Source organism: Trinickia violacea (assembly GCF_005280735.1).
GTDB lineage: Bacteria > Pseudomonadota > Gammaproteobacteria > Burkholderiales > Burkholderiaceae > Trinickia_A > Trinickia_A violacea.
This window is the reverse complement of record NZ_CP040077.1, coordinates 1258919-1284845: the sequence shown is the minus strand read 5'-3', so window position 1 is coordinate 1284845 and position 25927 is coordinate 1258919. Positions and strand designations below refer to the sequence as shown.

The window sequence follows — 25927 nt, the reverse complement described above, 5'->3', positions numbered from 1 at the left end:
ATGACCAGGACCGTCCTGATCACCGGCGCAAGCCGCGGCATCGGCCGCGCGACTGCACGCTTGCTGGGTGCGCAAGGCTGGGCGGTCGGCGTGAACTATGCGAGCAACCGCACCGCCGCCGACGACACCGCCGCCGAAGTGGTGCGCGCGGGCGGCCAGGCGTGCGTCGTGCAAGGCGACGTGGCCGACGAAGCGGCGGTGATCGCGATGTTCGACGCCGTCGTGGCCGCATTCGGCCGCATCGACGCGCTCGTCAACAACGCGGGCATCGTCGCGGCGGGGATGCCGCTCGCCGAGATGGACTACGCGCGCCTTGCGCGCATGTTCAACATCAACGTGCTCGGCGCCTATCTCTGCGCGCGCGAGGCGGCGCGGCGCATGTCCACGGACCGCGGCGGCCACGGCGGCGCGATCGTCAACGTGTCTTCGGCCGCCTCGCGGATCGGCTCGCCGAACGAGTACGTCGACTACGCCGGCTCGAAAGGCGCGATCGACACGATGACGATCGGCCTCGCCAAGGAACTCGGCCCAAGGGGCGTGCGCGTCAACGCGGTGCGCCCGGGCCTCATCGATACCGAAATCCACGCGAGCGGCGGGCGTCCCGACCGCGCCGCGGTGCTCGGCGCGCAAACGCCGGCCGGCCGGCCCGGCACGGCCGACGAGGTCGCCGAAGCGATCGTCTGGCTGCTTGGCGACGCCGCGTCGTATGTGAACGGCGCGCTGCTCGACGTCGCCGGCGGACGTTGATCCCGCCTCCCTCAAGTCCGCGTCCTCAATCCTCACCGAGTCTTCCCGCACGCGCGTTGCCCCGGCGCGCCCCGCTGGGCGCGGCTCTGAGCCTTCCTCCCCCTCGTCGCGACCCCATCGTTTGCGCCAAGTGTTCGCATGCGAACGACATAACTACACAATTCTCAACAAAATCTCGTAATACCCGGTAACAAATGAGCGCTAGCATGGCGCAGCCCTGACAGTCCGCGCTCGTGCACGTCGGTCTGCCAGCGATCCACGTGACGATGCTTCACAAGGCCGGACTCCATGAAGAATTCGGCCATCAGGACCGGACCATGCAGGACTCCTCATTTTCCTCCACGCGGCGTGCCCGTGCGGGCGTGCCGCTCGTGACCGGCGGCCCCGTTTCGATGACGCCGGCTGCGGCCACGCCTTCCGCGATCTCGACCTCCGCCTCGCGCGCCTTGCCCTGGTCGGGCCTGCGCGTCGCGCTCGCCGTGATCGCCGTGCTGTGCGCCTACTTGCTTCCGGGCACGCTCGGCCACGACCCATGGAAGCAGGACGAGACCTATACCTTCGGCATCATCCAGCACATGCTCGAAACCGGCGACTGGATCGTCCCGACCAACGCGGGGCAGCCGTTCGTCGAAAAGCCGCCGCTCTACGACTGGGTCGCCACGGGCCTCGCTTGGGCTTTCGAGCGCTGCTTGCCGCTGCACGACGCCGCGCGGCTCGCGAGCGCGCTCTTCATGGCGATGACGCTCGGCTGCGTCGCGCGGTTCACCCGCGCCGCCACGCGCGCACGCAGCTGGTTCGACGCCCGCGTGCTCGGCACGCTCGCGGTCTTCGCCGGCACGCTGGTCGTGCTCAAGCACTCGCACGACATGATGACCGATGTCGCGCTGATGGCCGGCACCGCGCTCGGCTTTTGCGGCCTGTTCGAACTCGTCACGGCGTTCGTGCGCAGACCGGATGCCGTCAACCGGCAAGCCTCGCTGACAGCCTCAACGATGCTCGGCGCCGGCGTCGGCATTGCGTTCTTGACCAAAGGGCTCTTCGTGCCGCTCGTCTTCGGCGCGACATGCTGTGCGCTTCCCGTGCTCTACCCCGCCTGCCGCAGCCGCGCGTTCGCACGCTCGCTCGTGCCCGCCGCGCTCGTGTTCGCGCCGTTCGCGCTGATCTGGCCGGTCGCGTTCTATCTGCGCTCGGAGGCGCTTTTCAAGGTCTGGTTTTGGGATAACAACGTCGGCCGCTTCTTCGGCTTTTCGGTGTCGGCGCTCGGCTCGGAGAACGACAAGCCGCTCTTTATCTGGCGGTCGCTCTTCTCCGTGGGCTTTCCGGTCGCGCCGCTGGCCGCGATCGCACTTGCGGGCGGCGCCTGGCGCCGCTGGCGCGAGCCGCGCGTCGCGTTGCCGGTCGTGTTTTCCGGCACAGGCATGATCGTGCTGCAAATGTCGGCGACGGCGCGCGAACTCTACATCCTGCCGTTCATCGCGCCGCTTGCGCTCGTTGCGCTGCAAGGTGTCGAACGCTTGCCGCAACGCGTTCACGTTGTCTGGGACTACGCGAGCCGCGCCCTCTTCGGCACGATCGCCGCGCTCGCCTGGGTCGTCTGGTCCGACATGACGGACCCGGCGAGCACACACGCGGGTCTCGGGCTGCTCGGCCGCTGGCTGCCGCTCGACTGGACCCTGCCGATCAAGCCGAACCTGACGCTCGCCGCACTCGTGCTGACGCTGGGCTGGCTGTGCCTGATGCCGCTTTTTGCGCGCACGGGCAAATGGCGCGGCGCGTTCAGCTGGTGCACAGGCGCGATCGTCGCGTGGGGGCTCGTCTTCACGCTGCTCCTGCCGTGGATCGATGCGGCAAAGAGCTATCGCTCGGTGTTCGTCGACCTCGACACACACCTGAACGTCGAATGGAACGATAGCGACTGCATGGCCAGCGTGAACCTCGGCGAATCGGAAGCGCCGATGCTGTACTACTTCGCCGGCATTCTGCACAAGCCGACCGACGCGCCCAAGACCACCGCCTGCCGGTGGCTCATCGCTCAGGGCTTCCGCTCCGATACGACCGAGCCCGACGGCAATTGGACGCTGTTTTGGTCAGGCGCGCGGCCGGGCGACGACAGCGAACTGCTGCGGGTGTTCGTGCGCAAGCCCAGCCTGGTGGCCTCCGCTCACTAAGCGGCACTAAGCGGCACTGAGCGGCACTGAGCGGTTAGCCGCGCCAGCCTTCCGATGCCGGTTCGCGTGAGGCGCTCAGCCGCCGCACGCGCCGCCGCATACGCGACGCGCCTCAGAACGAAGACCCAGGCTCGCGCAAGAACGCGATCTCCTCGTCGGTCGATTGACGGCCGAGCACGGCATTGCGATGCGGAAACCGCCCGAAGCGCTCGATAATCCTCGCGTGCCGGTGTGCGTAGTCGAGATAACCGGCGTCCCCTGCCTCGCGCTCCAATTCGCCGAAGAGACGGATCGACTCGCGCTGGCTTTCGATCGACTCGTCGTGCTCGAACGGCAGATAGGCGAACGCGCGATGATGAGTGGACGGCAGCCGCCGATCCGCGCCCGTCTCGACCATCCTCCGCGCCACTTGCACCGCCTTGGCATCGGTCTCGAAAGCGCGCGGACTGCCGCGATGGCAGTTGCGCGAAAACTGGTCGAGCACGACGACGAGCGCGAGCGCGCCGAGCGGCGTGCGCTGCCAGTCGTCGTGGCCACCGGCCAGCGCGGTGGCGAGCGTCGCGCCGAAGCGCTCGCGCAAGCGGGCATCGAACGCGGCGTCGCGCTTGAACCAGAGCTTGCGATCGGTGCCGAATTCCGCCGATCCGGGCGTGCCGAACCAGAAGTCGAGCACGTCTCGCGCGGCCGGGTCGAGCGTGGCGTAGCCGCCGGAGTCCGGTGAACCGGCCGCCGGTACGGCGTCGAGGTCGTGCGTCATGATGCGAGCTCCAATACGAGACGCCGCGTGCGCGCACTCTTCTTCTCGAGCTTCGCGACCCGCAACACGCCGATCTCCTGCGTATTGCGCACGTGCGTGCCGCCGCACGGCTGCAAATCGACGCTGTCGATACGCAACAGACGCACACGCCCGAGCCCCATCGGCGGCTTGACGCTCATCGTGCGCACGAGTTCGGGACGCTGCTGCATCTCATCATCCGTAATCCATTCGGTCGCGACGCGATGCGCGCCGCCGACCAGTTCCGCGAGCCGCTGCTCGACGAACTCGCGCTCGATCGGCTCCACCGTGGCGAAATCGAGCCGCGCGTAATCGGCTGTGATGCTGCAGCCGTCGACCGGATACGGCAGCACCGCGCACATCAGATGGCTCGCCGTATGCAGCCGCATGTGCCGGTAGCGGCGTGTCCAGTCGATCTCGGCGCTCACGCGCTCGCCCGCCGCGAGCCGCGCAAGCAGCGCGTCCTGACCGGCAGCCGGCACGTGGACCGCATCGTCGGGCGTCGCACCTTCGAATTTCGCTTTGCGCGTCTCGGCGATCTCGATGCGCGCGCCGTCCGCGAGGGTCAGCGTACCGGCATCGCCCGCCTGGCCGCCGCCGAGCGGATAGAACACGGTTTGGTCGAGATGGATGCCTTCGGCGTCGATCCGCGTGATCGACGCGTCGCAGCGGGTGAGGTAGGCGTCGTCGCGAAAGAGTGCGCGCGTCGTCATGGGGGCTCCTTTATTTCCGCGTGGCGGCAAAAACATTATGCCGAGCCGCCTGCCCCGTCGACAGGTCAGCCAATCGGCCAGTGCGGGCGGCGCCGTACCGGCAGATCACCCAGGCCAATCCCCTTTCCTTGGGATGCTTAACGTGCCTAAGCACAGGCAGCACTCAACCCGGCCGATTGCGCATCCAGTCGGCGGTATCGAAAAACGAATGCAGGAGCCGCTCGCGCAGTGCTTCGTCGAGACCGACGTCGTCCATTGCCCACGCCATGCAGCGCAGCCACTGATCACGCTCGGACGACGCGATCGCAAACGGCAAATGCCGCGCGCGCAGCCGCGGGTGGCCGAAGCGGCTGATGTAGTGGTCCGGGCCGCCGAGCCAGCCGCACAGGAACCAAAATAGCTTGTCGCGCGAGCCGTCGAGCGTCGGCGGATGCAGCGCGCGAATGCCCGCGAATTCGGGTTCGAGGTCCATCAGGTCGTAGAAACGGTCGACGATTTCGCGCACGCGCGCCTCGCCGCCCACGAGATCGAAGGCCGTCGGCTCCGACGGGGCTTCGTCGTTCACATCGGTCATACGGTTAGCCAAATAAGTCAGAAGGATCGCCGCGCGGGTTTCGGCGGCAGGCAATGGCAGGTGAAATTCGCCCGGTTCACACGGCTCACGCGTCGCGCAGCGACTGCGCCGCCGGCCGCATCAGCACGTGACGCAAGCTGAGCCAGCCGCCGAGGCCGGCGCACGCGACGCCCGCAGCGACGCCCACGGGCAGCACCCAGGGATCGAAATCGAGATAGAACTCGAAGACCCGCGTCGCGAGCACCGAGCCGAGAGTCTGCGCGCCGAGCGCGCCCATCAGCCCGGCAAGCGCGCCGACAGCGACGAATTCCGCCACCTGCACCGCGCGCACCTGCCGATGCGACGCACCGAGCGCGCGCAGCAGCGCGGATTCTCGCATACGCTCGTCGCGCGTGCCGGCGAGCGCCGCGTACAGCACGAGCACGCCGGCCGCGAGCGTGAACGCAAACAGGAACTGCACCGCGCCGATCACCTGCGAAAGCACGCGCTGCATTTGCGCGAGGATCGGCGCGATATCGATGGCGGTCAGGCTCGGGTAGTCGGCGATCAGGTCGTCGATCACCGCGCGCCGCTCGGGCGGCAAGTGGAAGCTCGTGATGTAGGTCGCCGGGAACGTATCGAGCGCGGCCGGCGGCATCAGCACGAAGAAGTTGACCTTGAACGAGCCCCAGTCGAGCTTGCGCACGCTCGTGACCGGCGCGTCGATCGGCAGCCCCGTCACGTCGAAGCGCAGCACATCGCCGGTCTTCACGCCGATCAGCTTCGCGAGCCCTTCCTCGATCGAGATCTGCGGCTTGGCCGTGTCGCCGTACCACGTGCCACCGACGATCCGGTTGTCGTCAGGCAGCGTCGTGCGGTACGAGAGATTGAATTCGCGGTCGACCAGGCGCTTCGCGTCGTCGTTCTTGTACGACTCGGGATTGACCGGCTTGCCGTTGATCGAGATCAGGCGCCCCTTCACCATGGGTTCGAGCACCGCGTCCCGCATGCCCTGCGCCGCCAGATACCTTTCGACAGCGGCCTTCTGGTCGGCCTGGATATCGATGATGAATTCATTGGGCGCATCGGGAGGGGTCGATTTGCGCCAGCCCGCCACGAGATCGTCGCGCGTGATCGCGATCAGCAGCAGGCACATCAGGCCGATCGCGAGCGCCGTGATCTGCAGCGCGCTCGCGGCGCTGCGCCGCTCGAGCGACGCCAGCGCGTAGCGCCAGCCGATCCCCGCATTGACGCGCTCGCTGCGCGCGATGCGCGCCGCGCCCCACAGCACCGCGCGCGAAATGCCGACGAACACGAGCATGCCCGCCGCGAAGCCGCCCGCGACGATGCCGCCGAGCTTCAGCTCGCCCGCCGCGAGCACGAGCAGCCCGGCAAACAGCGCGATCCCGAGCGTGTAGGCGTACCACGCGGTGCGCCCGGCCTCTCCCCACTCCCGGCGCAGCACGCGCACCGGAGGCACGCGTGTGAGCGGCAAGAGCGGCGGCAGGGCGAAGCCGAGCAGCAGCACGAGCCCGGCCGCGATGCCTTCGAGCGCCGGCCACACGCCCGGCAGCGGCAACTGGACGTCGATCAGGTTGCCGAGCCACGCGAGCAGCGCCCAATGTCCCGCAAAGCCGAGCGCGACGCCGAGCACGCCGCCCGCGAGGCCGAGCATCAGGAATTCGAGCGTGAAGAGCGCGCGCATCGACGCCTGACCCAAGCCGAGGCAACGCATCACCGCGCAGCCGTCGAGATGGCGCCGCATGTAGCGATGCGAGGCCATCGCGATCGCGACGGCCGCGAGCAGCGCGGTCAGCAGTGCGACGAGCGTGAGGAAATGGCCCGCGCGGTCGAGCGTCTGCCGGACTTGCGGCTGGCCGTCCTGCAGCGATTCGAGCGCGACGCCGCGCATCTTGCCGCCGTCGACGCGCCCATGCGCGAAATCCGCGAACTGCTCGACCGCCGCGTCGCTCCCCGCGACGAGCAGCCGGTAGGTCACGCGGCTGCCGTAGCCGATCAATCCCGTTGACGCGAGCTCGTCGTCGCGCATCATGAGGCGCGGCGCGAAATTGACGAACGCGAAGCCGCGATCGAGCTCGCGCGTGATGACGGCGGAAATCGTGAACGTGCGCGTGCCGACCTGCACCGGATCGCCGACACGCACATGCAGCGCATCGAGCAGTTGGGCATCGACCCACACGGTGCCGGACGCGGGAACCGCGTTGGCGGGACGATCGGGCGCGCCGAGCGCCGGCGCGATGCGCAGCGCGCCGCGCAACGGGTACGCGCTCGACACGGCCTTCACGGCGGCGAGCCGCGCGATCGATTGCGCTTCTCCGGCCGCGCCCCCTTTCGACGAAATCATGCTGGCGAAAATGACGGTCGTCGCCGTTCGGAGGTCGAGCGCCTTCGCTTTCGTGACGAACCCGGAATCGACCGGATGATCGGAGCGCACGATGAAATCGGAGGCGATCATCCGCCGCGCGTCGCGTTCGAGCCCTTGATGCAGCCGGTCAGCGAGAAAGCCGACGCTGGTCAGCGCCGCCACCGCCAGCACGAGCGCCAGCAGCAGCATCGTCAGCTCGCCCGCGCGCCAGTCGCGCGCGGTCATGCGCGCCGCCTGGCGCAAGAGATCGGTGACGGAAAAGCGGCGCGCGGTGAAAGCGACGGTCGGCTCGGTCAATCGTGTTTGCTCCCGAACGAGCCGAGCCGCGAAACCATATGCGTCGCCATGCCGCGGAAGCCGCCCTGCACGCCGCGCCACAGCCGCGGCAGCACCCAGCTCGCGAAGAGCAGGAAGCCGGCCATCAGCGCGAGAAACAGCACGGGCACGAGCAGCGCAAGCGCGAGGCCGATGAAGACGAGCCCGTCCTCGGCCGACGACGCAACCCAGTTCGAGAACGGTTCAGGGGACAGATTGATCAACGCGCGCGTCCCCGCCTTCGCCAGATGCGCCGAGCCGGCCAGCGTGCCGCCCGCGAGCGCGGCCACGGTCAAGAGCGCCGGGTCCGCATGGCCGAGCGCGCCGGCCGCGAGCAAGGCGCCCGCCGGAATGCGGATGAACGTGTGCACCGCGTCCCACAGCGAATCGAAGGCGGGAACCTTGTCGGCGAGGAATTCGGCCACCGTCAGCACCGCCGCCGCGCCGATCACCCACGGCGACGACAGGACGGCCAACGTATCGGGAAGATGGATGACGCCGAAGCGCTGCAAAACGCCGGCGAGCAAGACAGTCAAGTAGAGGCGCAGGCCGCTGGCCCACGACAGGCCGGCTCCCAGCGAAAGTGCGTCTAGCATTGCCCCCTCCTTGCGTGACCGCCGGCCGCCTAGGTAGACCGGGTGTCCCGGTAGGCGGCTGCGGCAGCAATCAGCGCCGCGCTCGGCAGGCCTCGGCCGGCGTAGCTGCCACCCGCGCAAGCCATGCGCGGAACTATTTCAAGACGGATTCGGCTTCATTATAGCCACGCCTTTTCGGCATCCGCATGCTTCGCGTGCGCACAAGTCGCATACGTCGCCTGCGCACCCTATTCGCGCGGGGGTCCAAACGGCCGCACCGCCTTCCCCCCGGCCCCGTGGCTTAGTGTCCCGACGACAGCTTGAGCCCGATCAGCCCGACGACAATCAGCGCCGCGCTCCCCACCCGCGCGAGCGTCACGGCCTCGCCCATCATGACGATGCCGAATATAAAGGCGCCGACCGCACCGATCCCCGTCCATACCGCGTAGGCCGTGCCGAGCGGCAGCTCGCGCATCGCCATCGCGAGCAGCCAGAAGCTGCCCAGGGCGGTCACGACCGTGAAGGCGGACCAGCCCACGCGCGTGAAGCCTTCGGAAGCCTTGAGACCGGTCGCCCAAGCGACTTCGAGCAAGCCGGCAATAAAAAGAAGAATCCAGGACATCTGGGACACCCCATCGTTGAATGGGGTCGTCCCCGATAAAAAAGATGCCGAGCTCGGCGCGTTTCGGCATGCGCGCGAGGTCGTCCCCGCGCGCGGCAAGTATACCGACTGATACCGGCCGCCCTCAGGCCGCGCCGACCAGCCGGTAGCCGACCCCTGTTTCGGTCACGATGTGTTCCGGCTGCGCGGGATCGCTCTCGAGCTTCTGCCGCAGATGCGCCATGTAGATGCGCAGATAGTGATTGCTCTCGACGTGCGACGGCCCCCACACGTCGCGCAACAGCTGCCGGTGCGTGAGCACGCGCCCGGCGTGGCGCACGAGCGTCGCGAGGAGGCGATATTCGATCGGCGTCAGGTGGACCACCTCGCCGTCGCGCCAGACCTGGCGCAGCGCGAGATCGACCGTCACGCTGCCGAATTTCACCTGCGGCGACTCGCTCGCGCCGCCCTGGTTGCGCCGCCTCAGGTGCGCTCGAATCCGCGCGAGCAGCTCGGAGACGCCGAACGGCTTGGTCAGATAATCGTCGGCACCGGCGTCGAGCGCGGCGACCTTCTCGGTCTCCTGCGTGCGCGCCGACAGCACGATCACCGGCATTTCGGACCAGCCGCGCAGCTCGCGGATCACGTCGAGCCCGTCGGTATCGGGCAGGCCCAGGTCGACGATCACGAGATCGGGCTTGCGCGTCGCCGCTTCGACGAGCCCCTGCTTGCCGGTCTCGGCGTCGTGGACGGCGATCCCCTCGGCTTCGAGCGACGCACGCACGAAGCGGCGAATCTGCTTTTCGTCTTCGATCAAGACTACGGTGACGGTCGGCTCACTCATGACTGGCGGTTCGGGTTGTGGTCGGGCGGGTTGACGATGCCGGCCGCGGCGGCGTGCGCATCGGCAGCGGCATCGGCAGCGGCATCGGCATCTGCGGGCAGCGCGGCGTCGGCGGCGTCGGCGGCATCAGCCGCTTCCGCGGCTTCGGAGGCATCCGGCTCGGGCGGCGGCGTCTCGACCGGCAGCGTAAACCAAAAGCGCGCGCCGGCGATGCTGCCGTCGCCCGCGACGCGGTTGAACGCGCCGATCGTGCCACCGTGCGCATCGACGATCGCCCGGCAGATCGCGAGCCCGAGCCCGATGCCGGGCTTCGCCGATTCCTTCTCTCCGCGCGTGAACTTCTCGAACACGCGCGCTTCCATGCCGGGGGGCAGGCCGGGGCCGGTGTCGTCGATCGTGACGCGCACGTAGGGCTTGCCGTCCTCCTCGATGCGCTCGGCGCCGATCAGAAGCGGCGTGCCGGCCGGCGTGTACTTCGCGGCGTTCTCGAACAGGTTCGAGAAGAGCCGCTCCATCAGCACGACGTCGAGCTGCAGGAGCGGCAAGTCGGCCGGCAGCTTCACTTGCGCCGGGTGCTGAGCGAGCACGCGCTTGCACGCGGCGAGCGCCGCACCGACCGTCTCTTCGAGCAGCGACCATTGCCGGTTCAACTGCAAGGGGCTCGACTGCAGGCGCGCCATATCGAGCAGGTTCGTGACGATGCCCGTCATGCGCAGCGCTTCTTCGTGAATCGCTTCGACGAGATCGTCGCCCGGGCGCGGCGCGGCCCGCGCGTCGCGGTTCTGCGCGAGCATCGACGAGAAGCCGACGATCGACGTGAGCGGCGTGCGCAGATCGTGCGATATCGCCGACAGGAGCGAGTTGCGCAGCCGCTCCGATTCCATGTTCACGAGCGCGTCGCGCGCGATCTCGACGTAATGGACGCGTTCGAGCGCCAGCGCGATCTGCCCCACGAACGCATCGAGCATGCGATGCTGCTCGGGCACTTCGAGCTCGCCCATGTCCTGCATCACGACGGCGAGCACGCCGCGCGTGCGCATCGGCGCCTTCAGCGGCAGATACAGCGCCTGCGCGGCAGGCAGTGTATCGGTGCCGCGACCCGCGGGCTTTTGCTGGTCATAGACCCATTGGCCGACGTCGATATCGAGTTCAGGGCCTTGCAGCGTGATCTTCTCGTCCGGCTCCTCGACCTTCTGCTTCACCTTGTCGACGCTGTCGGGCAAGAGCATCGCGACACGCGCGCGGAACACTTCGCTCACGTGGCGGCTGCCGATCTCGACGATCTGCTCGGTCGTGAGCGCCGCGGCCAGCTCGCGCGCCATCGCGTACATCGCGCCGGTGCGCCGCTCGCGGCGCCGCGCGACGGCCGCTTCGCGGCGGAAGCTCGACGTCAGGTGGCTGATCACGAGCGAAGTCAGCAGCATGCCGAAGAAGGTCAGCAGGTACTGCGTGTCGGAGACCGAGAACGACATGCGCGGCGGCACGAAGAAGAAATCGAATGCGGCCACCGACAAAAACGACAGCATGACACCCGGCCCGCGCCCCAGCTTCACCGCCGCGAATACGACGCCAAGCAAGTACAGCATCGCGAGGTTGGTCAGGTCGATATGAGCGTGCAACAGGCTCGCGAGGCCCGTGATGACCGCGCAGATCACCGCCGCGTACCCATACATGCGCGGTGGCGAACGGCGCTCGCCGCCTGCCGCGAGCGCGTCGCGCCAGGCGCGCGTGGCCGCATCGATTGCGCCGCCGCTCGGCTCTCGCGTCTCGCGCTCGGTGAACGCGCGGATCAGCGTGACGTCGAGGTCGCCCGCGTGCTCGGCGATCTTCTCGCCCATCGGACGCTTCACCCAGCGGTTGAAGCCGACGCGCGACGAGCCGCCCGCGACGAGCTTCGACACATTGCGCACGCGCGCATAGCCGACGAGCGCGGCGACGGCATCGTTGTTCGCGAGCGTCGCGGTCTCGGCGCCGAGTTCGGCGGCGAGCTTCAATGCATTCAGCGTGCGCTCGCGAATCTTGTCCGGCAGCTTCTGCAGCTTCGGGGTTTCGACATAGACGGCGATCCAGTCCGCCTTGAGGCTCGCGGCGAGACGCGCGGCCGCGCGCACGAGCGCGGGCGCTTCTTCGCCGGGACCGACGCACGCGAGCAAGCGCTCGCGCGCCTGCCAGATCCGCTGGATCGAGCGGTCGGCGCGGTACTCGCGCATCTGCGCGTCGACGCGGTCGGCGGTGCGCCGCAGCGCGAGTTCGCGCAGCGCGATCAGGTTGCCCTTGCGGAAAAAGTTGCGCACGGCGCGCTCGGCCTGCTGCGCCATGTAGACCTTGCCGTCGCGCATCCGGTCGAGCAGCTCTTCGGCCGGCAAGTCGACGAGCGTCACTTCGTCGGCCATGTCGAACACGCGGTCGGGCACGGTCTCCCAGACGCGGATGCCGGTGATCTGCCCGACCACGTCGTTGAGGCTTTCGAGGTGCTGGACATTGACCGTCGTATAGACGTCGATGCCCGCGTCGAGCAGCTCGTGCACGTCCTGCCAGCGCTTCAAGTGCCGCGCGCCCTGCACGTTCGAGTGCGCGAGTTCGTCGACGAGAATGAGCTGCGGCTTTCTCGCGAGCGCCGCGTCGAGATCGAACTCGCCGAGCGTGCGCCCGCGGTATTCGATCTGCTGCAGCGGCAGGACGTCGAGCCCTTGCACGAGCGCCTCCGTCTCCTGGCGCTTGTGCGTCTCGACGATGCCGACGACGACGTCGATGCCCTCGTCCTTGTGCCGGCGCGCGGCCTGCAGCATCGCGTAGGTCTTGCCGACGCCGGCAGACGCGCCGAAGAAAATCTTCAGCTTGCCGCGCTGACGCTTTTCTTCATCGCGCTGCAGCTTGTCGAGCAGCTCATCGGGATTGGGTCGGTTCATTCGGTTTGCAGCATGGGCTACAGCGGTGTCAATGCGGTCATTGTGTTCTGAATGCTGACCAATGGCAAAAGGCGACGCCGCGAAACAAGCGGCGCCGCCTTAGTTCGCAAACTTAGCTCGCGAACGATGTCAGCCTTGATGAGCCTGGTCGAGCGCCAGATTCAGTTCGAGCACGTTCACACGCGGCTCGCCGAGCACACCGAACTGACGGCCCTGCGTGTATTTGTCGACGAGCGCGGCGACGTCGGCCTCCGGCATCTTGCGCGCCGCGGCAACGCGTGCGATCTGGTACTGCGCCGCGGCCGGGCTGATCTCGGGATCGAGACCGCTGCCCGACGACGTCACGAGGTCGACCGGCACCGGCTTGCTGACGTCGGTGCCCGCCGCCTTCAGCGCGGCGATGCGGCCTTTGACCTCGTCGGCGAGCGCCGGGTTGGTCGGGCCCGTGTTCGAGCCGCCCGAGTTCAGCGGGTTGTACGGCATCGGCGTCGTAGCGGACAGACGGCCCCAGAAGTACTGCGGCGCATCGAACTGCTGGCCCATCAGCGATGAGCCGACAACCTTGCCGTCTTTCTCTAGCATGCTGCCGTTCGCTTGGCTCGAGAACACAGCCTGCCCGAACGCGGTCATCACGGCGGGATAAATGAGTCCGGTGATCGCGGCGAGCACCGCGAAGATCACGATCATCGGACGGAACAATGTCTTCATGATTTGCTTTCCTTAAATCGTCGCCGATTAAACCCAATGGCAAGCAGCGAGCACCATGTCGATCAGCTTGATGAACGGGAACGGCAACAGAATGCCGCCGAGGCCGTAGATCAGCAGGTTGCGACGCAGCAGCGATGCGGCACCCAGCGGACGGTACTTGACGCCCTTGAGCGCGAGCGGAATCAACGCCACGATGATCAGCGCGTTGAAGATCACCGCCGACAGGATTGCAGAGGACGGCGACGTCAAATGCATGATGTCGAGCACGCGCAGTTGCGGATACGTCGTCGCGAATGCGGCCGGGATGATCGCGAAGTACTTCGCGACGTCGTTCGCAATCGAGAACGTCGTGAGCGAGCCGCGCGTCATCAGCATCTGCTTGCCGATTTCGACGATCTCGATGAGCTTGGTCGGGTTCGAATCGAGATCGACCATGTTGCCCGCTTCTTTCGCCGCCTGCGTGCCGGTGTTCATCGCTACTGCGACGTCGGCCTGCGCGAGCGCGGGGGCGTCGTTGGTGCCGTCGCCGGTCATCGCGACGAGACGGCCTTCGGCCTGGTGATCGCGAATCGTCTTGAGCTTCGTTTCCGGCGTGGCTTCGGCGAGGAAGTCGTCGACGCCCGCTTCGGCTGCGATCGCGGCGGCGGTCAGGCGGTTGTCGCCCGTCACCATCACGGTCTTGATGCCCATCTTGCGCAGCTCGGCGAAACGCTCCTTGATGCCGCCCTTGACGATGTCCTTCAGCTCGATCACGCCGAGCACGCGTGCCGCGCCTTCACCCTTGTCGGCGACCACGAGCGGCGTGCTGCCGCGACGCGCGACGTCGTCCACCGCGTTCGACACTTCGCTCGGGAAGCGGCCGCCGTTGGCTTCCACGTACTTCTTGATCGCGTCGGCCGCGCCCTTGCGGATCTGGCGATTGGGCAAGTCGACGCCGCTCATGCGGGTCTGCGCCGAGAAGCCGATAAACGCGGCGTGGAGCGATGCCATGTCGCGCTGGCGAATATTGAAGCGTTCCTTCGCGAGCACGACGATGCTGCGGCCTTCCGGCGTTTCGTCGGCCAGCGACGACAGTTGTGCCGAGTCGGCGAGCGCTTCTTCGGTGACGCCGGGCGCCGGGATGAACGTCGAAGCTTGGCGATTGCCGAGCGTGATCGTGCCGGTCTTGTCGAGCAGCAGCACATCGACGTCGCCGGCCGCTTCGACCGCGCGGCCCGAGGTGGCGATCACGTTCGCTTGCATCATGCGGCTCATGCCCGCGACGCCGATCGCCGACAGCAAGCCGCCGATCGTCGTCGGAATCAGACAGACGAGCAGCGCGACGAGCGCGGTAATCGTCACCACGTGGCCGGCCTTCACCGCTTCGACCGAGAACATCGAGAACGGCAAGAGCGTGGCGGTCGCCATCAAGAGCACGATCGTCAATGCGACGAGCAGAATCGTCAGCGCGATTTCGTTCGGCGTCTTCTGACGCTTCGCGCCTTCGACCATCGCGATCATGCGGTCGAGGAACGCCTCACCCGGATTCGCCGTGACCTTCACGACGATCCAGTCCGACAGCACGCGCGTGCCGCCCGTCACCGACGAAAAGTCGCCCCCCGACTCACGAATCACCGGCGCGGATTCGCCCGTGATCGCCGATTCGTCGACCGACGCCACACCATCGACCACTTCGCCGTCGGCCGGAATCGTATCGCCTGCCTCGACGAGCACGACGTCGCCCTTGCGCAGATCGGTTGCCGTCGTGATGCGGATCGGCGACTTCGGATGCGGCTCGTTGAGCTTCTTCGCCATCACGTCGCGCTTCGCGCTCTTGAGCGATGCGGCCTGGGCCTTCGAGCGGCCTTCCGCGAGCGCCTCGGCGAAGTTCGCGAACAGCACCGTGAACCACAGCCACAGCGCAATCGCGAGGATGAAGCCCGCAGGCGCCTCGGCCTGGCCGGCGAGCGCGGCGACCCAAAGGATCGTCGCGAGAATGCTGCCGACGTAGACGCAGAACATCACCGGATTGCGCAGCTGGTGACGCGGCGTCAGTTTCTTGAATGAGTCCGCGATCGCCGGCTTCAGAAGCGCCGGATCGAACATGGACCGCGTTGCAGAATGTTGAGTCATGGAATCCTCAAATACTCTTCTTGTTGATTTGGGATCAGTGACCCGAAATCATCATCAGATGTTCGACACCCGGGCCGAGCGCCAGCGCAGGCACATAAGTCAGCGCGCCGACGAGCAGAACCGTGCCGAAGAGCAGCACCACGAAGAGCGGTCCGTGCGTGGGCATCGTGCCGCTCGTCACGGCGATCTTCTTCTTCGAAGCGAGCGAGCCCGCGATCGCCAGCACCGGCACGATCGTGCCGAAGCGGCCGAACCACATCGCGATACCCGTCAGCCAGTTGTAGAACGGCGTGTTGACGGACAGGCCCGCGAACGCGCTGCCGTTGTTGTTCGCCGCCGAGCTGAACGCGTAGAGGATTTCGGAGAATCCATGCGGACCGGGGTTCGCGATACCGGCCTTGCCGGCATCGGTGAGCACCGCGATCGAGGTGAGCACGAGCACGAGCAGCGGCGTGAGCAGAATCACGATCGACACCATCTTCATCTCGTACGACTCGATCTTCTTGCCGACGTATTCGGGCGTGCGGCCGATCATCAGGCCCGCGACGAACACGGCGAGCAGCGCGAACACGAGCATGCCGTACATCCCGGAGCCGACACCGCCGAAGATCACTTCGCCGAGTTGGATCAGGAGCATCGGAATCAGGCCGCCGAGCGGCGTGAGCGAATCGTGCGTGTTGTCCACCGCGCCGCACGACGCTGCCGTCGTCGCGACCGTGAAGATGCCCGACTGCGCGATGCCGAAGCGCGTCTCCTTGCCTTCCATGTTGCCGCCCGCTTGCAGCGCGCTGGCCGACTGGTCGACGTTCAGCGACGTGAAGACCGGGTTGCCCGCCTGCTCGGCGCTGATTTCACCGACCACGCAAACCGCGAACGCGATCGTCATCACCGCCAGTACCGCGACACCCTGCTTGCGGTCGAGCACCATGTTGCCGAACACGAGCGCCAGCGCGGCCGGGATGATCAGAATCGCGAAGATCTGCAGGAAGTTCGAGAACGGCGTCGGGTTTTCATACGGGTGCGCCGAGTTCGCGTTGAAGAAGCCGCCACCGTTGGTGCCGAGCATCTTGATCGCTTCCTGCGACGCCACCGGACCCATCGCGATGGTCTGCTTCTCGACCTTCGTGTCGACCATCACCGGGTTGCCCTTCGCATCCTTGACCGGGTTGCCTTGCGCGTCGGTCTTCGGCGCGCTGTAGGTGGTCTGCTGCAGAACCGGCACGTCTTCATATGCCTTGAAGTTCTGGATCACGCCCTGGCTCATCAGGAGCGCGGCGACGATCGCGGCCATCGGGATCAGCACGTACATCGTGACGCGCGTGATATCGACCCAGAAGTTGCCGATCGTCTTCGTCGTGTGGCGCGCAAAGCCGCGGATCAGCGCGATCACGACGACGATGCCGGTCGCCGCCGACAAGAAGTTCTGCACGGTGAAGCCGAGCATCTGCGCGAGATAGCTGACCGCCTGCTCAGGCGTGTAGTCCTGCCAGTTCGTGTTGGTCACGAAGCTGACCGCCGTATTGAAAGCGCCGTCGACCGTCATCGCGGTGAACGCCTGCGGGTTGCCCGGCAGGAATGCCTGCACGCGCAGCAGCACATAGAGGAACACGGTGCCGAGCACATTGAACGCGATCGTCACGATCGCATAGTGCTTCCAGCCCATCTCGGCTTGCGGATCGACCCCTGCGATCCGATACAGCAGCCGCTCGACAGGACTGAACAGGCGCACGACGCGCGACGTGCCGTCCATGACATGCGTGAGGTACTTTGAAACCGGTACCGCACAGGCGAGCAGGACGACGATGAACAGCGCCGATTGAAGGATATTGTTCGAGTTCATTCAATATCCTCCGCATACAAGAGCGCATAGACGAGATAGACGAACAGGAGCGCCGTGGCTGCCCCTGCCAACCAGAGCATCCAGGTCATGACCGTTCCCCTTGGCCGCGCCGCGACTGGAACAGCTTGTCGCAGCCGGCAATCAACGCAAAGGTCAGCGCTGCAAAAAGCACCAGACCGCCGACGTACACCACATCCATTTCGTGTTCTCCATTTACGGATTTTGGACAACCGGAACGTTATGCCAACGGGCGTAAAGGGCTGGTCAAAGGTCAACGGGGGGATATAAAAAAGCCGTAAACGAAAAAAGGCGGCGCAATGCGCCGCCTTCGTCGACGAGGGGACGGGATCGTCAGGGCACGAGAATCGTCGAGCCCGTGGTGCGGCGGGCTTCGAGATCGGTGTGGGCCTGCGCCACTTCCGCGAGCGGGTAGCGCTGTTGGATCATCGTCTTGACCTTGCCCGAGCCGATCACCTCGAACAGTTCGGCCGCCATCGCGTCGTAGTCGCTGCGTTTGCCGATGTAGGTAAAGAGCGTCGGCCGCGTGAAAAAGAGCGAGCCGCGGCCGGCGAACTCGGACGAGTCGATCGGCGGCAGCGGGCCCGACGCATTGCCGAAGCTCACGAAGAGTCCGAGCGGCGCGAGGCAGTCGAGCGAGCCTTGGAACGTGTCCTTGCCGATCGAATCGTAGACGACCGGCACCCCAGCGCCGTTCGTGATCTCCTTCACGCGCTTCGTGAAGTTCTCGCGCGTGTAGACGATCGGGTGATCGCAGCCGTGCGCCTTCGCGAGTTCGGCTTTCTCGTCGGAGCCGACCGTGCCGATCACCGTCGCGCCGAGCGCCTTCGCCCATTGGCACACGAGCAGGCCGACGCCGCCCGCGGCCGCCTGGATCAGAATCGTGTCGCCGGCCTTCACGCGGTAGGTCCGGCGCAGCAGATATTGCGCGGTGAGGCCCTGCAGCATCACCGAAGCGGCTTCGTCATAGCCGAGCGAGCCGGGCAGCTTGACGAGCACCGCCGCGGGCAGCACCCGCTCTTGCGCATAGGCGCCCGGCGGACGCGCCACGTAAGCGACGCGGTCCCCTACCCGCAGGTTCTCCACGCCGGGCCCGACCTCGATCACCTCGCCCGCCGCCTCCATCCCGAGCCCGGCCGGCAGCGGCAGCGGATAAAGTCCGGTGCGGAAATAAATATCGATGTAGTTGAGGCCCACCGCATGCTGCTTGATGCGGACTTCGCCGTCGCCCGGCTCGCCCACTTCCACATCGACCCACTTCATGACTTCCGGGCCGCCGGTTTTGTCGATTCGAATTGCCTTGGCCATCGCCGTCTCCTCTGGCTAAAAAAATCTGCGTCGTCACCCTTGCTGGCCGATGCGCCGCGTCAAGGTGTCGAGAATCATCCGCGCGGTCGCGACATTGGTCGCGCACGGCACGTTGTGCACGTCGCACGCGCGCACGAGCGCGTTGATGTCGGGCTCGTGCGGCTGCGGCGTCATCGGGTCGCGCAGGAAGATCACCACGTCGACGTTGCCCTCGGCCAGTTGCGCGCCGATCTGCAAATCGCCGCCGTTCGGCCCCGAGAGCATGCGCTCCACCGTCAGCCCGTGCACGGCCGCGATGCGCGCGCCGGTCGTGCCGGTCGCGACGAGCCTGCAGCGGCCGAGCGTATCGGCATATTCGCCGGCAAGCGCGACGATGTCGTCTTTCTTGTGGTCGTGCGCGATCAGCGCAACGCGTGTGGTCATGACGGAGAGTCCTTTGCTCTGTACTGGGTTGTCTGATGCGCTGGGTTGGAAATGGCCTGCTTAGAACGTGCCCGGATAAGCGCCGCCGTCGATCAGCCAGTTCTGCCCGGTGATATAGCCCGCATGGACGCTGCACAGGAACGCGCAGGCCGCGCCGAACTCGTCGCGCGTGCCGAAGCGGCCGGCCGGGATGCTCTTCATGCGCTGGCGGCGCGCCTCTTCGACGCTGATGCTGCCCGCCTTCGCCTGGGCGTCGAACGTGGCGGAGATACGGTCGGTGTCGAACAGGCCCGGCAGCAGGTTGTTGATCGTCACGTTGTGCACGGCCACCTTGCGCGCGACGCCCGCCACGAACCCCGTCAGCCCCGAGCGCGCGCCGTTCGAGAGGCCCAGCACGTCGATCGGCGCCTTCACGGCCGAACTCGTGATATTGACGACGCGGCCGAAGCCGCGCTCGATCATCCCGTCGATCGTCGCCTGGATCAGCGCGATCGGGGACAGCATGTTCGCTTCGAGCGCCTTGATCCAGTCGTCGTGCGTGAACTTGCGGAAGTCGCCCGGCGGCGGGCCGCCTGCGTTGTTGACGAGGATGTCCGGCTGCGGGCAGGCCGCGAGCACGGCCGCGCGGCCCTCGGGGGTCGTGACGTCGCAGGCGATCGCCGTCACGTCGGCGCCCGTCTTCGCGCGGATGTCGGCGGCGGTCGCCTCCAGCGTCTCTGCCGTGCGCGCACAGATCACGAGCTTCACGCCCTCGGCCGCGAGCGCTTCCGCGCAACCCCGCCCGAGGCCCTTGCTGGCCGCGCATACGAGCGCGGTGCGTCCTGCGATTCCCATGTCCATGCTGGTTTCCTTTTTGTGTGCCGGAAAGCGAAGACTTTCGATTCTAGAAGAATCCCCAGGGCGCTGCTGTACGCGAGGCCCGCTATATCCGGTATCGCGGCGGCGAGTTTGGGCGTGGCGGCGTCTTTTTGCGGCGGGCAAGACTTTGCACGCCTTGATCCGCCGATCTTTCGGTAAACTTGCGGACGTAATCCGTCATTTGGCGCGATCCAATGTCATCCGGCCGTCCCGCTCAGCCCAAGCGCCGCCGATGGCATCCGCCGCCCCCACTAGCCGCTTGCGCCTACCCGCCATGAAACAAGACAGCCGCTTTCCGAATCTCTTCATCCTCGATCACCCGCTGATCCAGCACAAGCTCACCCATATGCGCGACAAGGACACGTCCACGCGCACGTTCCGTGAGCTCCTGCGCGAAATCACGCTCCTGATGGGCTATGAAATCACCCGCAACCTGCCGATCACGACCAAGCGCGTCGAGACCCCGCTCGTCGAGATCGACGCGCCCGTGATCGCCGGCAAGAAGCTCGCGATCGTGCCGGTGCTGCGCGCCGGTGTCGGCATGTCGGATGGGCTGCTCGAGCTGATTCCGTCGGCGCGCGTCGGGCATATCGGCGTGTACCGGGCGGAAGACCACCGGCCGGTCGAGTATCTGGTGCGGCTGCCGGACCTCGAAGACCGGATCTTCATCCTGTGCGACCCGATGGTCGCCACCGGCTACTCGGCGGTGCATGCGGTCGACGTGCTCAAGCGCCGCAACGTGGCCGGCGCGAACATCCTGTTCCTCGCGCTCGTCGCCGCGCCCGAAGGGGTCACGGTGTTCCAGGACGCGCATCCCGACGTGAAGCTCTACGTCGCCTCGCTCGATTCGCATCTGAACGAGCATGCTTATATCGTGCCGGGCCTGGGTGACGCCGGCGACCGGCTGTTCGGGACTAAGAACTGAGGAAAAGCGCTGCGGGCGGCATGTTAAAATCTCTTTCCGCTCATCGCGCGGCTCGAATTGCCTTATATGCTCACACAGCGGCTCCATGCCGCTCGCACAACGCGCCGCCCGAAATCGCAATCAATCGCCAATTCGCAACGAACAACACGCATCATGCGTGCGCGTGACACGACGCGCACGCGACGGAGAAAGGTATGGCTGGTCATTCCAAATGGGCCAACATCAAGCATAAGAAAGCCGCGGCCGACGCCAAACGCGGCAAGATCTGGACTCGTCTGATCAAGGAAATCCAAGTCGCGGCCCGCATGGGCGGCGGCGAGATCGATTCGAATCCGCGCCTGCGCCTGGCCGTCGACAAGGCATACGACGCCAACATGCCGAAGGACAACATCAACCGCGCGATCCAGCGCGGCGTCGGCGGCGTCGATGGCGCGAACTACGAAGAAATCCGCTACGAAGGCTACGGCATCGGCGGCGCGGCGGTCATCGTCGATACGATGACCGACAACCGCACCCGCACGGTCGCCGAAGTGCGCCACGCGTTCTCGAAGTACGGCGGCAACATGGGCACCGACGGCTCGGTCGCGTTCCTGTTCGATCACGTCGGCCAGTTCCTGTTCGCGCCCGGCACGCCCGAAGACAAGCTCATGGAAGCCGCGCTCGAAGCCGGCGCCGACGACGTCGTCACGAACGACGACGGCAGCATCGAAGTCCTGGCGCCGCCGAACGATTTCACGAAGGTGAAGGAAGCGCTCGAAGCCGCCGGCTTCAAGGCGGAGCTCGCCGAAGTCACGATGAAGCCGCAGACGGAAGTCGAGTTCACCGGCGAAGACGCGGTGAAGATGCAAAAGCTTCTCGACGCGCTCGAGAACCTGGACGACGTGCAGGAGGTGTACACGAACGCCTCCATCGCCGAAGCATGATCTGCCGGGTGCGCGGCGCCTGAATACGCGCCGCGCGCCTTGCAACGTTACCAACGGCCGGCGGCATTCGCGGGCCGTCACTGTTTGTTAGCCTTCGGGGAATCACATGAAGTTACTCGTCGTCGGTTCCGGCGGTCGCGAACATGCGCTCGCCTGGAAGCTCGCGCAAGCGCCGCGGGTCCAGCTCGTCTACGTCGCGCCCGGCAATGGCGGCACCGCCCAGGATGAGCGCCTTCTCAATGTCGACATCACCGAGCCCGAAGCGCTCGCCGATTTCGTCGAGAAGGAGCAAGTCGCGTTCACGGTAGTCGGTCCGGAAGCGCCGCTCGCGGCCGGCATCGTCAACCTGTTCCGCCAGCGCGGCCTGAAGATTTTCGGACCGACCAAGGAAGCCGCGCAGCTCGAGAGCTCGAAGGACTTCGCGAAGGCGTTCATGAAGCGCCACGGCATTCCGACCGCCGAATACGAGACGTTCTCCGAGCTCGCCGCCGCGCACGCCTATCTCGACCAGAAACGCGCGCCGATCGTCATCAAGGCCGATGGCCTCGCCGCGGGCAAGGGCGTCGTCGTCGCACAGACGCTCGACGAAGCGCACGCCGCCGTCGACATGATGCTCGCCGACAACAAGCTCGGCGACGCGGGCGCACGCGTCGTGATCGAGCAGTTCCTCGAAGGCGAGGAAGCGAGCTTCATCGTGATGGTCGACGGCAAGCACGTGCTGGCGCTCGCCTCGAGCCAGGATCACAAGCGCCTGCTCGACGGCGATCAGGGTCCGAACACCGGCGGCATGGGCGCTTACTCGCCCGCTCCGATCGTCACGCCGCAGCTGCACGCGCGCGTGATGCGTGAAATCATTCTGCCGACCGTGCGCGGCATGGAAGCCGACGGCATCCGCTATACGGGCTTCCTCTACGCCGGCCTGATGATCGACGCGCAAGGCAACCCGAAGACGCTCGAATTCAACTGCCGCATGGGCGATCCGGAGACGCAGCCGATCATGGCGCGCTTGAAGGGCGACTTCTCGAAAGTGTGCGAGCAGGCGATCGCCGGCACGCTCGATACCGTCGAGCTGACCTGGGACCGCCGCACGGCGCTCGGCGTCGTGCTCGCGGCGCACAACTATCCGGAAACGCCTCGCAAGGGCGACCGCATCACCGGCATTCCGCCCGAGACCGAAGAAGCGGTGACCTTCCACGCCGGCACGACGCTCGCCGACGGCAAGCTGCTGACCTCGGGCGGCCGCGTGCTGTGTGTGGTCGGCCTGTCGGATTCGGTGCGCGGCGCGCAATCGGTCGTCTACGAGACGGTCAATCAGATCTCGTTCGACGGCATGCAGTACCGCCGCGACATCGGCCACCGCGCGATCGGCCGCAAGCACTGAGCGGCAGGCGGCGCCTGTGAAGCCGCAGCGCGCCGGGCCCCAAGCGCCTCGTTTGGCGGGCGCCGAGTATCGAACTGCCGGGCATTCGCTAGAATGCCCGGCAGTACTCTTTTATTGTCCGCGCCGCGGCAGCCCGCGCGCGTTGTTGCCATGACCGATCCAATCCACGACGTAGAAGCCGTCCGGGCCTACTTCCAGGGCTTGCAGACGCGCATCGCCGACACGCTCGGCGCCCTCGACGGCACGCCCTTCGCCACCGACGCCTGGCAGCGCGGCCCCGGCGAGACGCTGCGCGGCGGCGGCGTGACACGCATTCTCGAAGGCGGCGAGCTGTTCGAGCGCGGCGGCGTCGGCTTTTCCGACGTGCAGGGCGACGCCCTGCCCGGCTCGGCGAGCGCGGCCCGCCCGCAGCTCGCGGGGCGCGGTTTCGAGGCGATGGGCGTATCGCTCGTGATCCATCCGCGCAACCCGCACTGCCCGACTGTGCACATGAACGTGCGCCTTCTGATGGCGACCAAGGAGGGCGAAGCGCCGATCTTCTGGTTCGGCGGCGGCATGGACCTCACGCCTTGCTACGGCTACGAAGAAGACGCCCAGCATTTCCACCGCACCTGCCGCGACGCGCTCGAACCGTTCGGCGCCGAGCTGTACCCGCGCTTCAAGCGCTGGTGCGACGAATACTTCTTCCTCAAGCACCGCAACGAGACGCGCGGCATCGGCGGCATCTTCTTCGACGACTTCGCCGAACTCGGTTTCGATCGCTCGTTCGAGATGGTGAAGCGTGTGGGCGACGCATTTCTCGCCGCCTACGTGCCGATCGTCGAAAAACGCCGCGCGATGCCGTATGGCGAAGCGGAACGGTCGTTCCAAGCCTACCGGCGCGGCCGCTATGTCGAATTCAACCTGGTTTTCGACCGCGGCACGCACTTCGGGCTGCAAAGTGGCGGCCGCACCGAGTCGATCCTGATGTCGATGCCGCCCGTCGCGAACTGGCGCTATAACTGGCAACCGGAGCCCGATACGCCGGAGGCGCGCCTCTATAGCGACTTCCTCAAGCCGCGCGACTGGATATGACGCGCATCACGCGAGGCGGCACGCCGCAGGCTCATCGCGCCGCCGCGCTTGCCAACGCGCAAAGGACTGTCATCTGAATCCGAAAGCCCGCCCTTCCCCCGCTGACCCGCTCGCGCCGTTGCCACCGTTGCCAAGGCGCATCGGCCTGCTCGGCGGTACGTTCGACCCGATCCACAACGGCCACCTCGCGCTCGCGCGCCGCTTCGCCGAGGTGCTGCGGCTGACCGAGCTGGTGCTGCTTCCCGCCGGCCAGCCTTATCAGAAAGCCGACGTCTCCCCCGCCGAACACCGGCTCGCGATGACGCGAGCGGCGTCGGCTTCGCTCGTGCTGCCGGGCGTGACGGTCAACGTCGCGACCGACGAAATCGAGCACCAGGGCCCGACCTACACGGTCGAGACGCTCGAACGCTGGCGCGCACGCGAAGGCGCCGACGTGTCGCTCTCGCTCCTGATCGGCGCCGATCAGCTCGTGCATCTGGACAAGTGGCATCAGTGGCGGCGGCTTTTCGACTTCGCCCATATCTGCGCGGCGACGCGCCCTGGCTTCGATCTTGCGTCGGCCTCGCCCGAGCTGCGCGAGGCGCTGGCCGCGCGCGAAGCCAACGCTGACGTGCTGCAAGGCACACCGAGCGGCCATCTGCTGATCGACACCGTTTTGGCCCTCGACGTCTCCGCCACCGACATCCGTCACCAGTTGCGCGACCGCCTCGCGCAACCCACGGAAGCCGCCGCCGCGGACCGTCTCTCCGACATGGTCCCCGATGCGGTCTCGGACTATATTCTTCAACATCATCTGTACCACCGGTAACTTATGGATATCCGCAAACTGCAACGCGCGATCGTCGACGGGCTCGAAGACGTCAAAGCGCAAGACATCAAGGTCTTCAACACCACCCATCTGACCGAGTTGTTCGATCGCGTGATCGTCGCGAGCGGCACGTCGAACCGGCAGACCAAGGCGCTCGCCTCCAGCGTCCGCGAAAAAGTGAAGGAAGCCGGCGGCGACATCGTCAGCACCGAGGGCGAGGACATCGGCGAATGGGTGCTCGTCGACTGCGGCGACGCGGTCGTGCATATCCTGCAGCCGGCGCTGCGCCAGTACTACAACCTGGAAGAAATCTGGGGCGACAAGCCCGTGCGGGTGAAGCTCACGAACGCGAGCGCGTTCGGCGGCGCACGCGCGAGCGAGCCGCTCGACGAGGAAGACGAAGACGAGGCCCCCGCCGCGAAGCCGGCGCGCAAGGCGCCGGCCCGCCGCCGCTGATCGACGGCTTCGATTCGATGAAACTGCATATCCTGGCCGTCGGTCACAAGATGCCCGACTGGATCTCGACCGGCTTCGACGAATATGCGAAGCGCATGCCCCCCGAGCTGCGCATCGAACTGCGCGAGATCAAGCCCGAGCAGCGTTCGTCGGGCCGCTCCGCCGAAAGCGTGATGGCGGCCGAGCGCCAGCGCATCGAAGCGGCCCTGCCGAAGAACGCTCGTCTCGTCGCGCTCGACGAGCGCGGCCGCGACTGGACCACGATGCAGCTCGCCGACGCGCTACCCGGCTGGCAGCAGGACGGGCGCGACGTCGCGTTCGTGATCGGCGGCGCGGACGGCCTCGATCCCCAAGTGAAGGCGCGCGCCGAACTGATGCTGCGCGTGTCGAGTCTCACCCTGCCGCACGGGATGGTGCGCGTGCTGCTCGCCGAACAGCTTTACCGCGCGTGGAGCATCACGCAGAATCACCCCTACCACCGCGCCTGACGCGCCGTTCTCATAGAAC

General features: G+C 66.7%; 25 protein-coding genes. 9 read left to right on the top strand and 16 right to left on the bottom strand.

Features of this window, described 5'->3' with window-relative positions; translation table 11 throughout:
* Window positions 1-747 (top strand): SDR family oxidoreductase, encoded by a 747-nt coding sequence (locus tag FAZ95_RS05870; RefSeq protein ID WP_137331593.1) that lies wholly within the window; start codon window positions 1-3, stop codon window positions 745-747.
* Window positions 748-1064: 317 nt separating this feature from the next.
* Entirely contained in the window at window positions 1065-2915 is a 1851-nt protein-coding gene (locus FAZ95_RS05865) for an ArnT family glycosyltransferase (RefSeq protein ID WP_137331592.1), read from the top strand.
* A 112-nt stretch (window positions 2916-3027) separates the two neighbouring features.
* On the opposite strand, the gene FAZ95_RS05860 is transcribed toward FAZ95_RS05865, so the two are convergent.
* The 16 genes from FAZ95_RS05860 to FAZ95_RS05785 all read right to left on the bottom strand — a co-directional run bounded on the left by FAZ95_RS05860 (window position 3028) and on the right by FAZ95_RS05785 (window position 19835).
* The gene (locus tag FAZ95_RS05860) at window positions 3028-3672 is read right to left on the bottom strand and encodes a DUF924 family protein (RefSeq protein WP_137331591.1); all 645 of its coding nucleotides are present in this window, start codon (window positions 3670-3672) and stop codon (window positions 3028-3030) included.
* A complete protein-coding gene (locus FAZ95_RS05855) occupies window positions 3669-4403 on the bottom strand; it encodes an alanyl-tRNA editing protein (protein WP_137331590.1) in 735 nt (244 codons plus the stop codon). The genes FAZ95_RS05860 and FAZ95_RS05855 overlap by 4 nt, the downstream gene beginning before the upstream one ends.
* Window positions 4404-4566: 163 nt before the next feature.
* Window positions 4567-4977, bottom strand: coding sequence for a group II truncated hemoglobin (locus FAZ95_RS05850; RefSeq protein ID WP_137331589.1), 411 nt, complete (start codon window positions 4975-4977; stop codon window positions 4567-4569).
* An 85-nt stretch (window positions 4978-5062) separates the two neighbouring features.
* Window positions 5063-7567 carry an ABC transporter permease gene (locus tag FAZ95_RS05845; RefSeq protein ID WP_137334436.1) on the bottom strand — a complete coding sequence of 835 codons (2505 nt, stop codon included), beginning with the start codon at window positions 7565-7567 and terminating at the stop codon, window positions 5063-5065.
* Between the two features lie 68 nt (window positions 7568-7635).
* Entirely contained in the window at window positions 7636-8253 is a 618-nt protein-coding gene (locus tag FAZ95_RS05840) for a DUF4126 domain-containing protein (protein WP_137331588.1), read from the bottom strand.
* A gap of 280 nt (window positions 8254-8533) precedes the next feature.
* Window positions 8534-8854 (bottom strand): quaternary ammonium compound efflux SMR transporter SugE, encoded by a 321-nt coding sequence (gene sugE, locus FAZ95_RS05835; RefSeq protein ID WP_137331587.1) that lies wholly within the window; start codon window positions 8852-8854, stop codon window positions 8534-8536.
* Between the two features lie 124 nt (window positions 8855-8978).
* Window positions 8979-9677: a two-component system response regulator KdpE gene (gene kdpE, locus FAZ95_RS05830; protein ID WP_137331586.1), complete on the bottom strand. Its 699-nt coding sequence runs from the start codon at window positions 9675-9677 to the stop codon at window positions 8979-8981.
* Window positions 9674-12586: a DUF4118 domain-containing protein gene (locus FAZ95_RS05825; protein ID WP_137331585.1), complete on the bottom strand. Its 2913-nt coding sequence runs from the start codon at window positions 12584-12586 to the stop codon at window positions 9674-9676. Before FAZ95_RS05825 ends, kdpE begins: the two co-directional genes overlap by 4 nt.
* Window positions 12587-12715: 129 nt before the next feature.
* On the bottom strand, window positions 12716-13294 hold the full coding sequence (gene kdpC / locus FAZ95_RS05820) for a potassium-transporting ATPase subunit KdpC (protein ID WP_137331584.1): 579 nt from the start codon (window positions 13292-13294) through the stop codon (window positions 12716-12718).
* Between the two features lie 27 nt (window positions 13295-13321).
* On the bottom strand, window positions 13322-15406 hold the full coding sequence (kdpB, locus tag FAZ95_RS05815; protein WP_137331583.1) for a potassium-transporting ATPase subunit KdpB: 2085 nt from the start codon (window positions 15404-15406) through the stop codon (window positions 13322-13324).
* A gap of 34 nt (window positions 15407-15440) precedes the next feature.
* Window positions 15441-17246: a potassium-transporting ATPase subunit KdpA gene (kdpA, locus tag FAZ95_RS05810; RefSeq protein WP_137331582.1), complete on the bottom strand. Its 1806-nt coding sequence runs from the start codon at window positions 17244-17246 to the stop codon at window positions 15441-15443.
* Window positions 17243-17335, bottom strand: a complete 93-nt coding sequence (locus FAZ95_RS05805) for a potassium-transporting ATPase subunit F (protein ID WP_137331581.1) — start codon at window positions 17333-17335, stop codon at window positions 17243-17245. Before FAZ95_RS05805 ends, kdpA begins: the two co-directional genes overlap by 4 nt.
* Window positions 17332-17445, bottom strand: a complete 114-nt coding sequence (locus FAZ95_RS05800) for a potassium ABC transporter ATPase (RefSeq protein WP_137331580.1) — start codon at window positions 17443-17445, stop codon at window positions 17332-17334. Before FAZ95_RS05800 ends, FAZ95_RS05805 begins: the two co-directional genes overlap by 4 nt.
* A gap of 152 nt (window positions 17446-17597) precedes the next feature.
* On the bottom strand, window positions 17598-18572 hold the full coding sequence (locus FAZ95_RS05795; protein WP_137331579.1) for a quinone oxidoreductase family protein: 975 nt from the start codon (window positions 18570-18572) through the stop codon (window positions 17598-17600).
* A 33-nt stretch (window positions 18573-18605) separates the two neighbouring features.
* Complete coding sequence (locus tag FAZ95_RS05790) at window positions 18606-18995, bottom strand: methylglyoxal synthase (RefSeq protein WP_137331578.1); 390 nt, start codon at window positions 18993-18995, stop codon at window positions 18606-18608.
* Window positions 18996-19055: 60 nt separating this feature from the next.
* Entirely contained in the window at window positions 19056-19835 is a 780-nt protein-coding gene (locus tag FAZ95_RS05785; RefSeq protein WP_137331577.1) for an SDR family oxidoreductase, read from the bottom strand.
* Between the two features lie 292 nt (window positions 19836-20127).
* On the opposite strand from FAZ95_RS05785, the gene upp reads away from it, so the two are divergent.
* The 7 genes from upp (at window position 20128) to rlmH (ending at window position 25908) form a co-directional block, all read left to right on the top strand.
* Window positions 20128-20778: a uracil phosphoribosyltransferase gene (gene upp, locus FAZ95_RS05780; RefSeq protein ID WP_137331576.1), complete on the top strand. Its 651-nt coding sequence runs from the start codon at window positions 20128-20130 to the stop codon at window positions 20776-20778.
* Window positions 20779-20972: 194 nt separating this feature from the next.
* Window positions 20973-21701 (top strand): YebC/PmpR family DNA-binding transcriptional regulator, encoded by a 729-nt coding sequence (locus FAZ95_RS05775; RefSeq protein ID WP_137331575.1) that lies wholly within the window; start codon window positions 20973-20975, stop codon window positions 21699-21701.
* Window positions 21702-21807: 106 nt separating this feature from the next.
* Window positions 21808-23082: a phosphoribosylamine--glycine ligase gene (purD, locus tag FAZ95_RS05770; RefSeq protein ID WP_137331574.1), complete on the top strand. Its 1275-nt coding sequence runs from the start codon at window positions 21808-21810 to the stop codon at window positions 23080-23082.
* Window positions 23083-23232: 150 nt separating this feature from the next.
* Entirely contained in the window at window positions 23233-24156 is a 924-nt protein-coding gene (gene hemF, locus FAZ95_RS05765) for an oxygen-dependent coproporphyrinogen oxidase (RefSeq protein WP_137331573.1), read from the top strand.
* A 73-nt stretch (window positions 24157-24229) separates the two neighbouring features.
* Window positions 24230-24964, top strand: a complete 735-nt coding sequence (locus FAZ95_RS05760) for a nicotinate-nucleotide adenylyltransferase (protein WP_137331572.1) — start codon at window positions 24230-24232, stop codon at window positions 24962-24964.
* Window positions 24965-24967: 3 nt separating this feature from the next.
* Window positions 24968-25420 (top strand): ribosome silencing factor, encoded by a 453-nt coding sequence (gene rsfS / locus FAZ95_RS05755; protein ID WP_137331571.1) that lies wholly within the window; start codon window positions 24968-24970, stop codon window positions 25418-25420.
* 17 nt (window positions 25421-25437) lie between these two features.
* A complete protein-coding gene (gene rlmH, locus FAZ95_RS05750; RefSeq protein WP_137331570.1) occupies window positions 25438-25908 on the top strand; it encodes a 23S rRNA (pseudouridine(1915)-N(3))-methyltransferase RlmH in 471 nt (156 codons plus the stop codon).
* The last annotated feature ends 19 nt before the right edge of the window (window positions 25909-25927 follow it).

What these genes read in the sequence shown, in the direction of transcription:
- FAZ95_RS05840 (WP_137331588.1), bottom strand. Translation starts at nt 8,253, where the DNA reads ATGCTAGACGCACTTTCGCTGGGAGCCGGCCTGTCGTGGGCCAGCGGC.
- purD (WP_137331574.1), top strand. Translation starts at nt 21,808, where the DNA reads ATGAAGTTACTCGTCGTCGGTTCCGGCGGTCGCGAACATGCGCTCGCC.
- FAZ95_RS05800 (WP_137331580.1), bottom strand. Translation starts at nt 17,445, where the DNA reads ATGGATGTGGTGTACGTCGGCGGTCTGGTGCTTTTTGCAGCGCTGACC.
- rlmH (WP_137331570.1), top strand. Translation starts at nt 25,438, where the DNA reads ATGAAACTGCATATCCTGGCCGTCGGTCACAAGATGCCCGACTGGATC.
- kdpA (WP_137331582.1), bottom strand. Translation starts at nt 17,246, where the DNA reads ATGAACTCGAACAATATCCTTCAATCGGCGCTGTTCATCGTCGTCCTG.
- FAZ95_RS05785 (WP_137331577.1), bottom strand. Translation starts at nt 19,835, where the DNA reads ATGGACATGGGAATCGCAGGACGCACCGCGCTCGTATGCGCGGCCAGC.
- sugE (WP_137331587.1), bottom strand. Translation starts at nt 8,854, where the DNA reads ATGTCCTGGATTCTTCTTTTTATTGCCGGCTTGCTCGAAGTCGCTTGG.
- FAZ95_RS05850 (WP_137331589.1), bottom strand. Translation starts at nt 4,977, where the DNA reads ATGACCGATGTGAACGACGAAGCCCCGTCGGAGCCGACGGCCTTCGAT.
- kdpC (WP_137331584.1), bottom strand. Translation starts at nt 13,294, where the DNA reads ATGAAGACATTGTTCCGTCCGATGATCGTGATCTTCGCGGTGCTCGCC.
- FAZ95_RS05870 (WP_137331593.1), top strand. Translation starts at nt 1, where the DNA reads ATGACCAGGACCGTCCTGATCACCGGCGCAAGCCGCGGCATCGGCCGC.
- FAZ95_RS05790 (WP_137331578.1), bottom strand. Translation starts at nt 18,995, where the DNA reads ATGACCACACGCGTTGCGCTGATCGCGCACGACCACAAGAAAGACGAC.
- FAZ95_RS05795 (WP_137331579.1), bottom strand. Translation starts at nt 18,572, where the DNA reads ATGGCCAAGGCAATTCGAATCGACAAAACCGGCGGCCCGGAAGTCATG.
- FAZ95_RS05825 (WP_137331585.1), bottom strand. Translation starts at nt 12,586, where the DNA reads ATGAACCGACCCAATCCCGATGAGCTGCTCGACAAGCTGCAGCGCGAT.
- FAZ95_RS05775 (WP_137331575.1), top strand. Translation starts at nt 20,973, where the DNA reads ATGGCTGGTCATTCCAAATGGGCCAACATCAAGCATAAGAAAGCCGCG.
- FAZ95_RS05845 (WP_137334436.1), bottom strand. Translation starts at nt 7,567, where the DNA reads ATGACCGCGCGCGACTGGCGCGCGGGCGAGCTGACGATGCTGCTGCTG.
- upp (WP_137331576.1), top strand. Translation starts at nt 20,128, where the DNA reads ATGAAACAAGACAGCCGCTTTCCGAATCTCTTCATCCTCGATCACCCG.
- hemF (WP_137331573.1), top strand. Translation starts at nt 23,233, where the DNA reads ATGACCGATCCAATCCACGACGTAGAAGCCGTCCGGGCCTACTTCCAG.
- FAZ95_RS05855 (WP_137331590.1), bottom strand. Translation starts at nt 4,403, where the DNA reads ATGACGACGCGCGCACTCTTTCGCGACGACGCCTACCTCACCCGCTGC.
- FAZ95_RS05865 (WP_137331592.1), top strand. Translation starts at nt 1,065, where the DNA reads ATGCAGGACTCCTCATTTTCCTCCACGCGGCGTGCCCGTGCGGGCGTG.
- rsfS (WP_137331571.1), top strand. Translation starts at nt 24,968, where the DNA reads ATGGATATCCGCAAACTGCAACGCGCGATCGTCGACGGGCTCGAAGAC.
- FAZ95_RS05805 (WP_137331581.1), bottom strand. Translation starts at nt 17,335, where the DNA reads ATGACCTGGATGCTCTGGTTGGCAGGGGCAGCCACGGCGCTCCTGTTC.
- FAZ95_RS05860 (WP_137331591.1), bottom strand. Translation starts at nt 3,672, where the DNA reads ATGACGCACGACCTCGACGCCGTACCGGCGGCCGGTTCACCGGACTCC.
- kdpB (WP_137331583.1), bottom strand. Translation starts at nt 15,406, where the DNA reads ATGACTCAACATTCTGCAACGCGGTCCATGTTCGATCCGGCGCTTCTG.
- kdpE (WP_137331586.1), bottom strand. Translation starts at nt 9,677, where the DNA reads ATGAGTGAGCCGACCGTCACCGTAGTCTTGATCGAAGACGAAAAGCAG.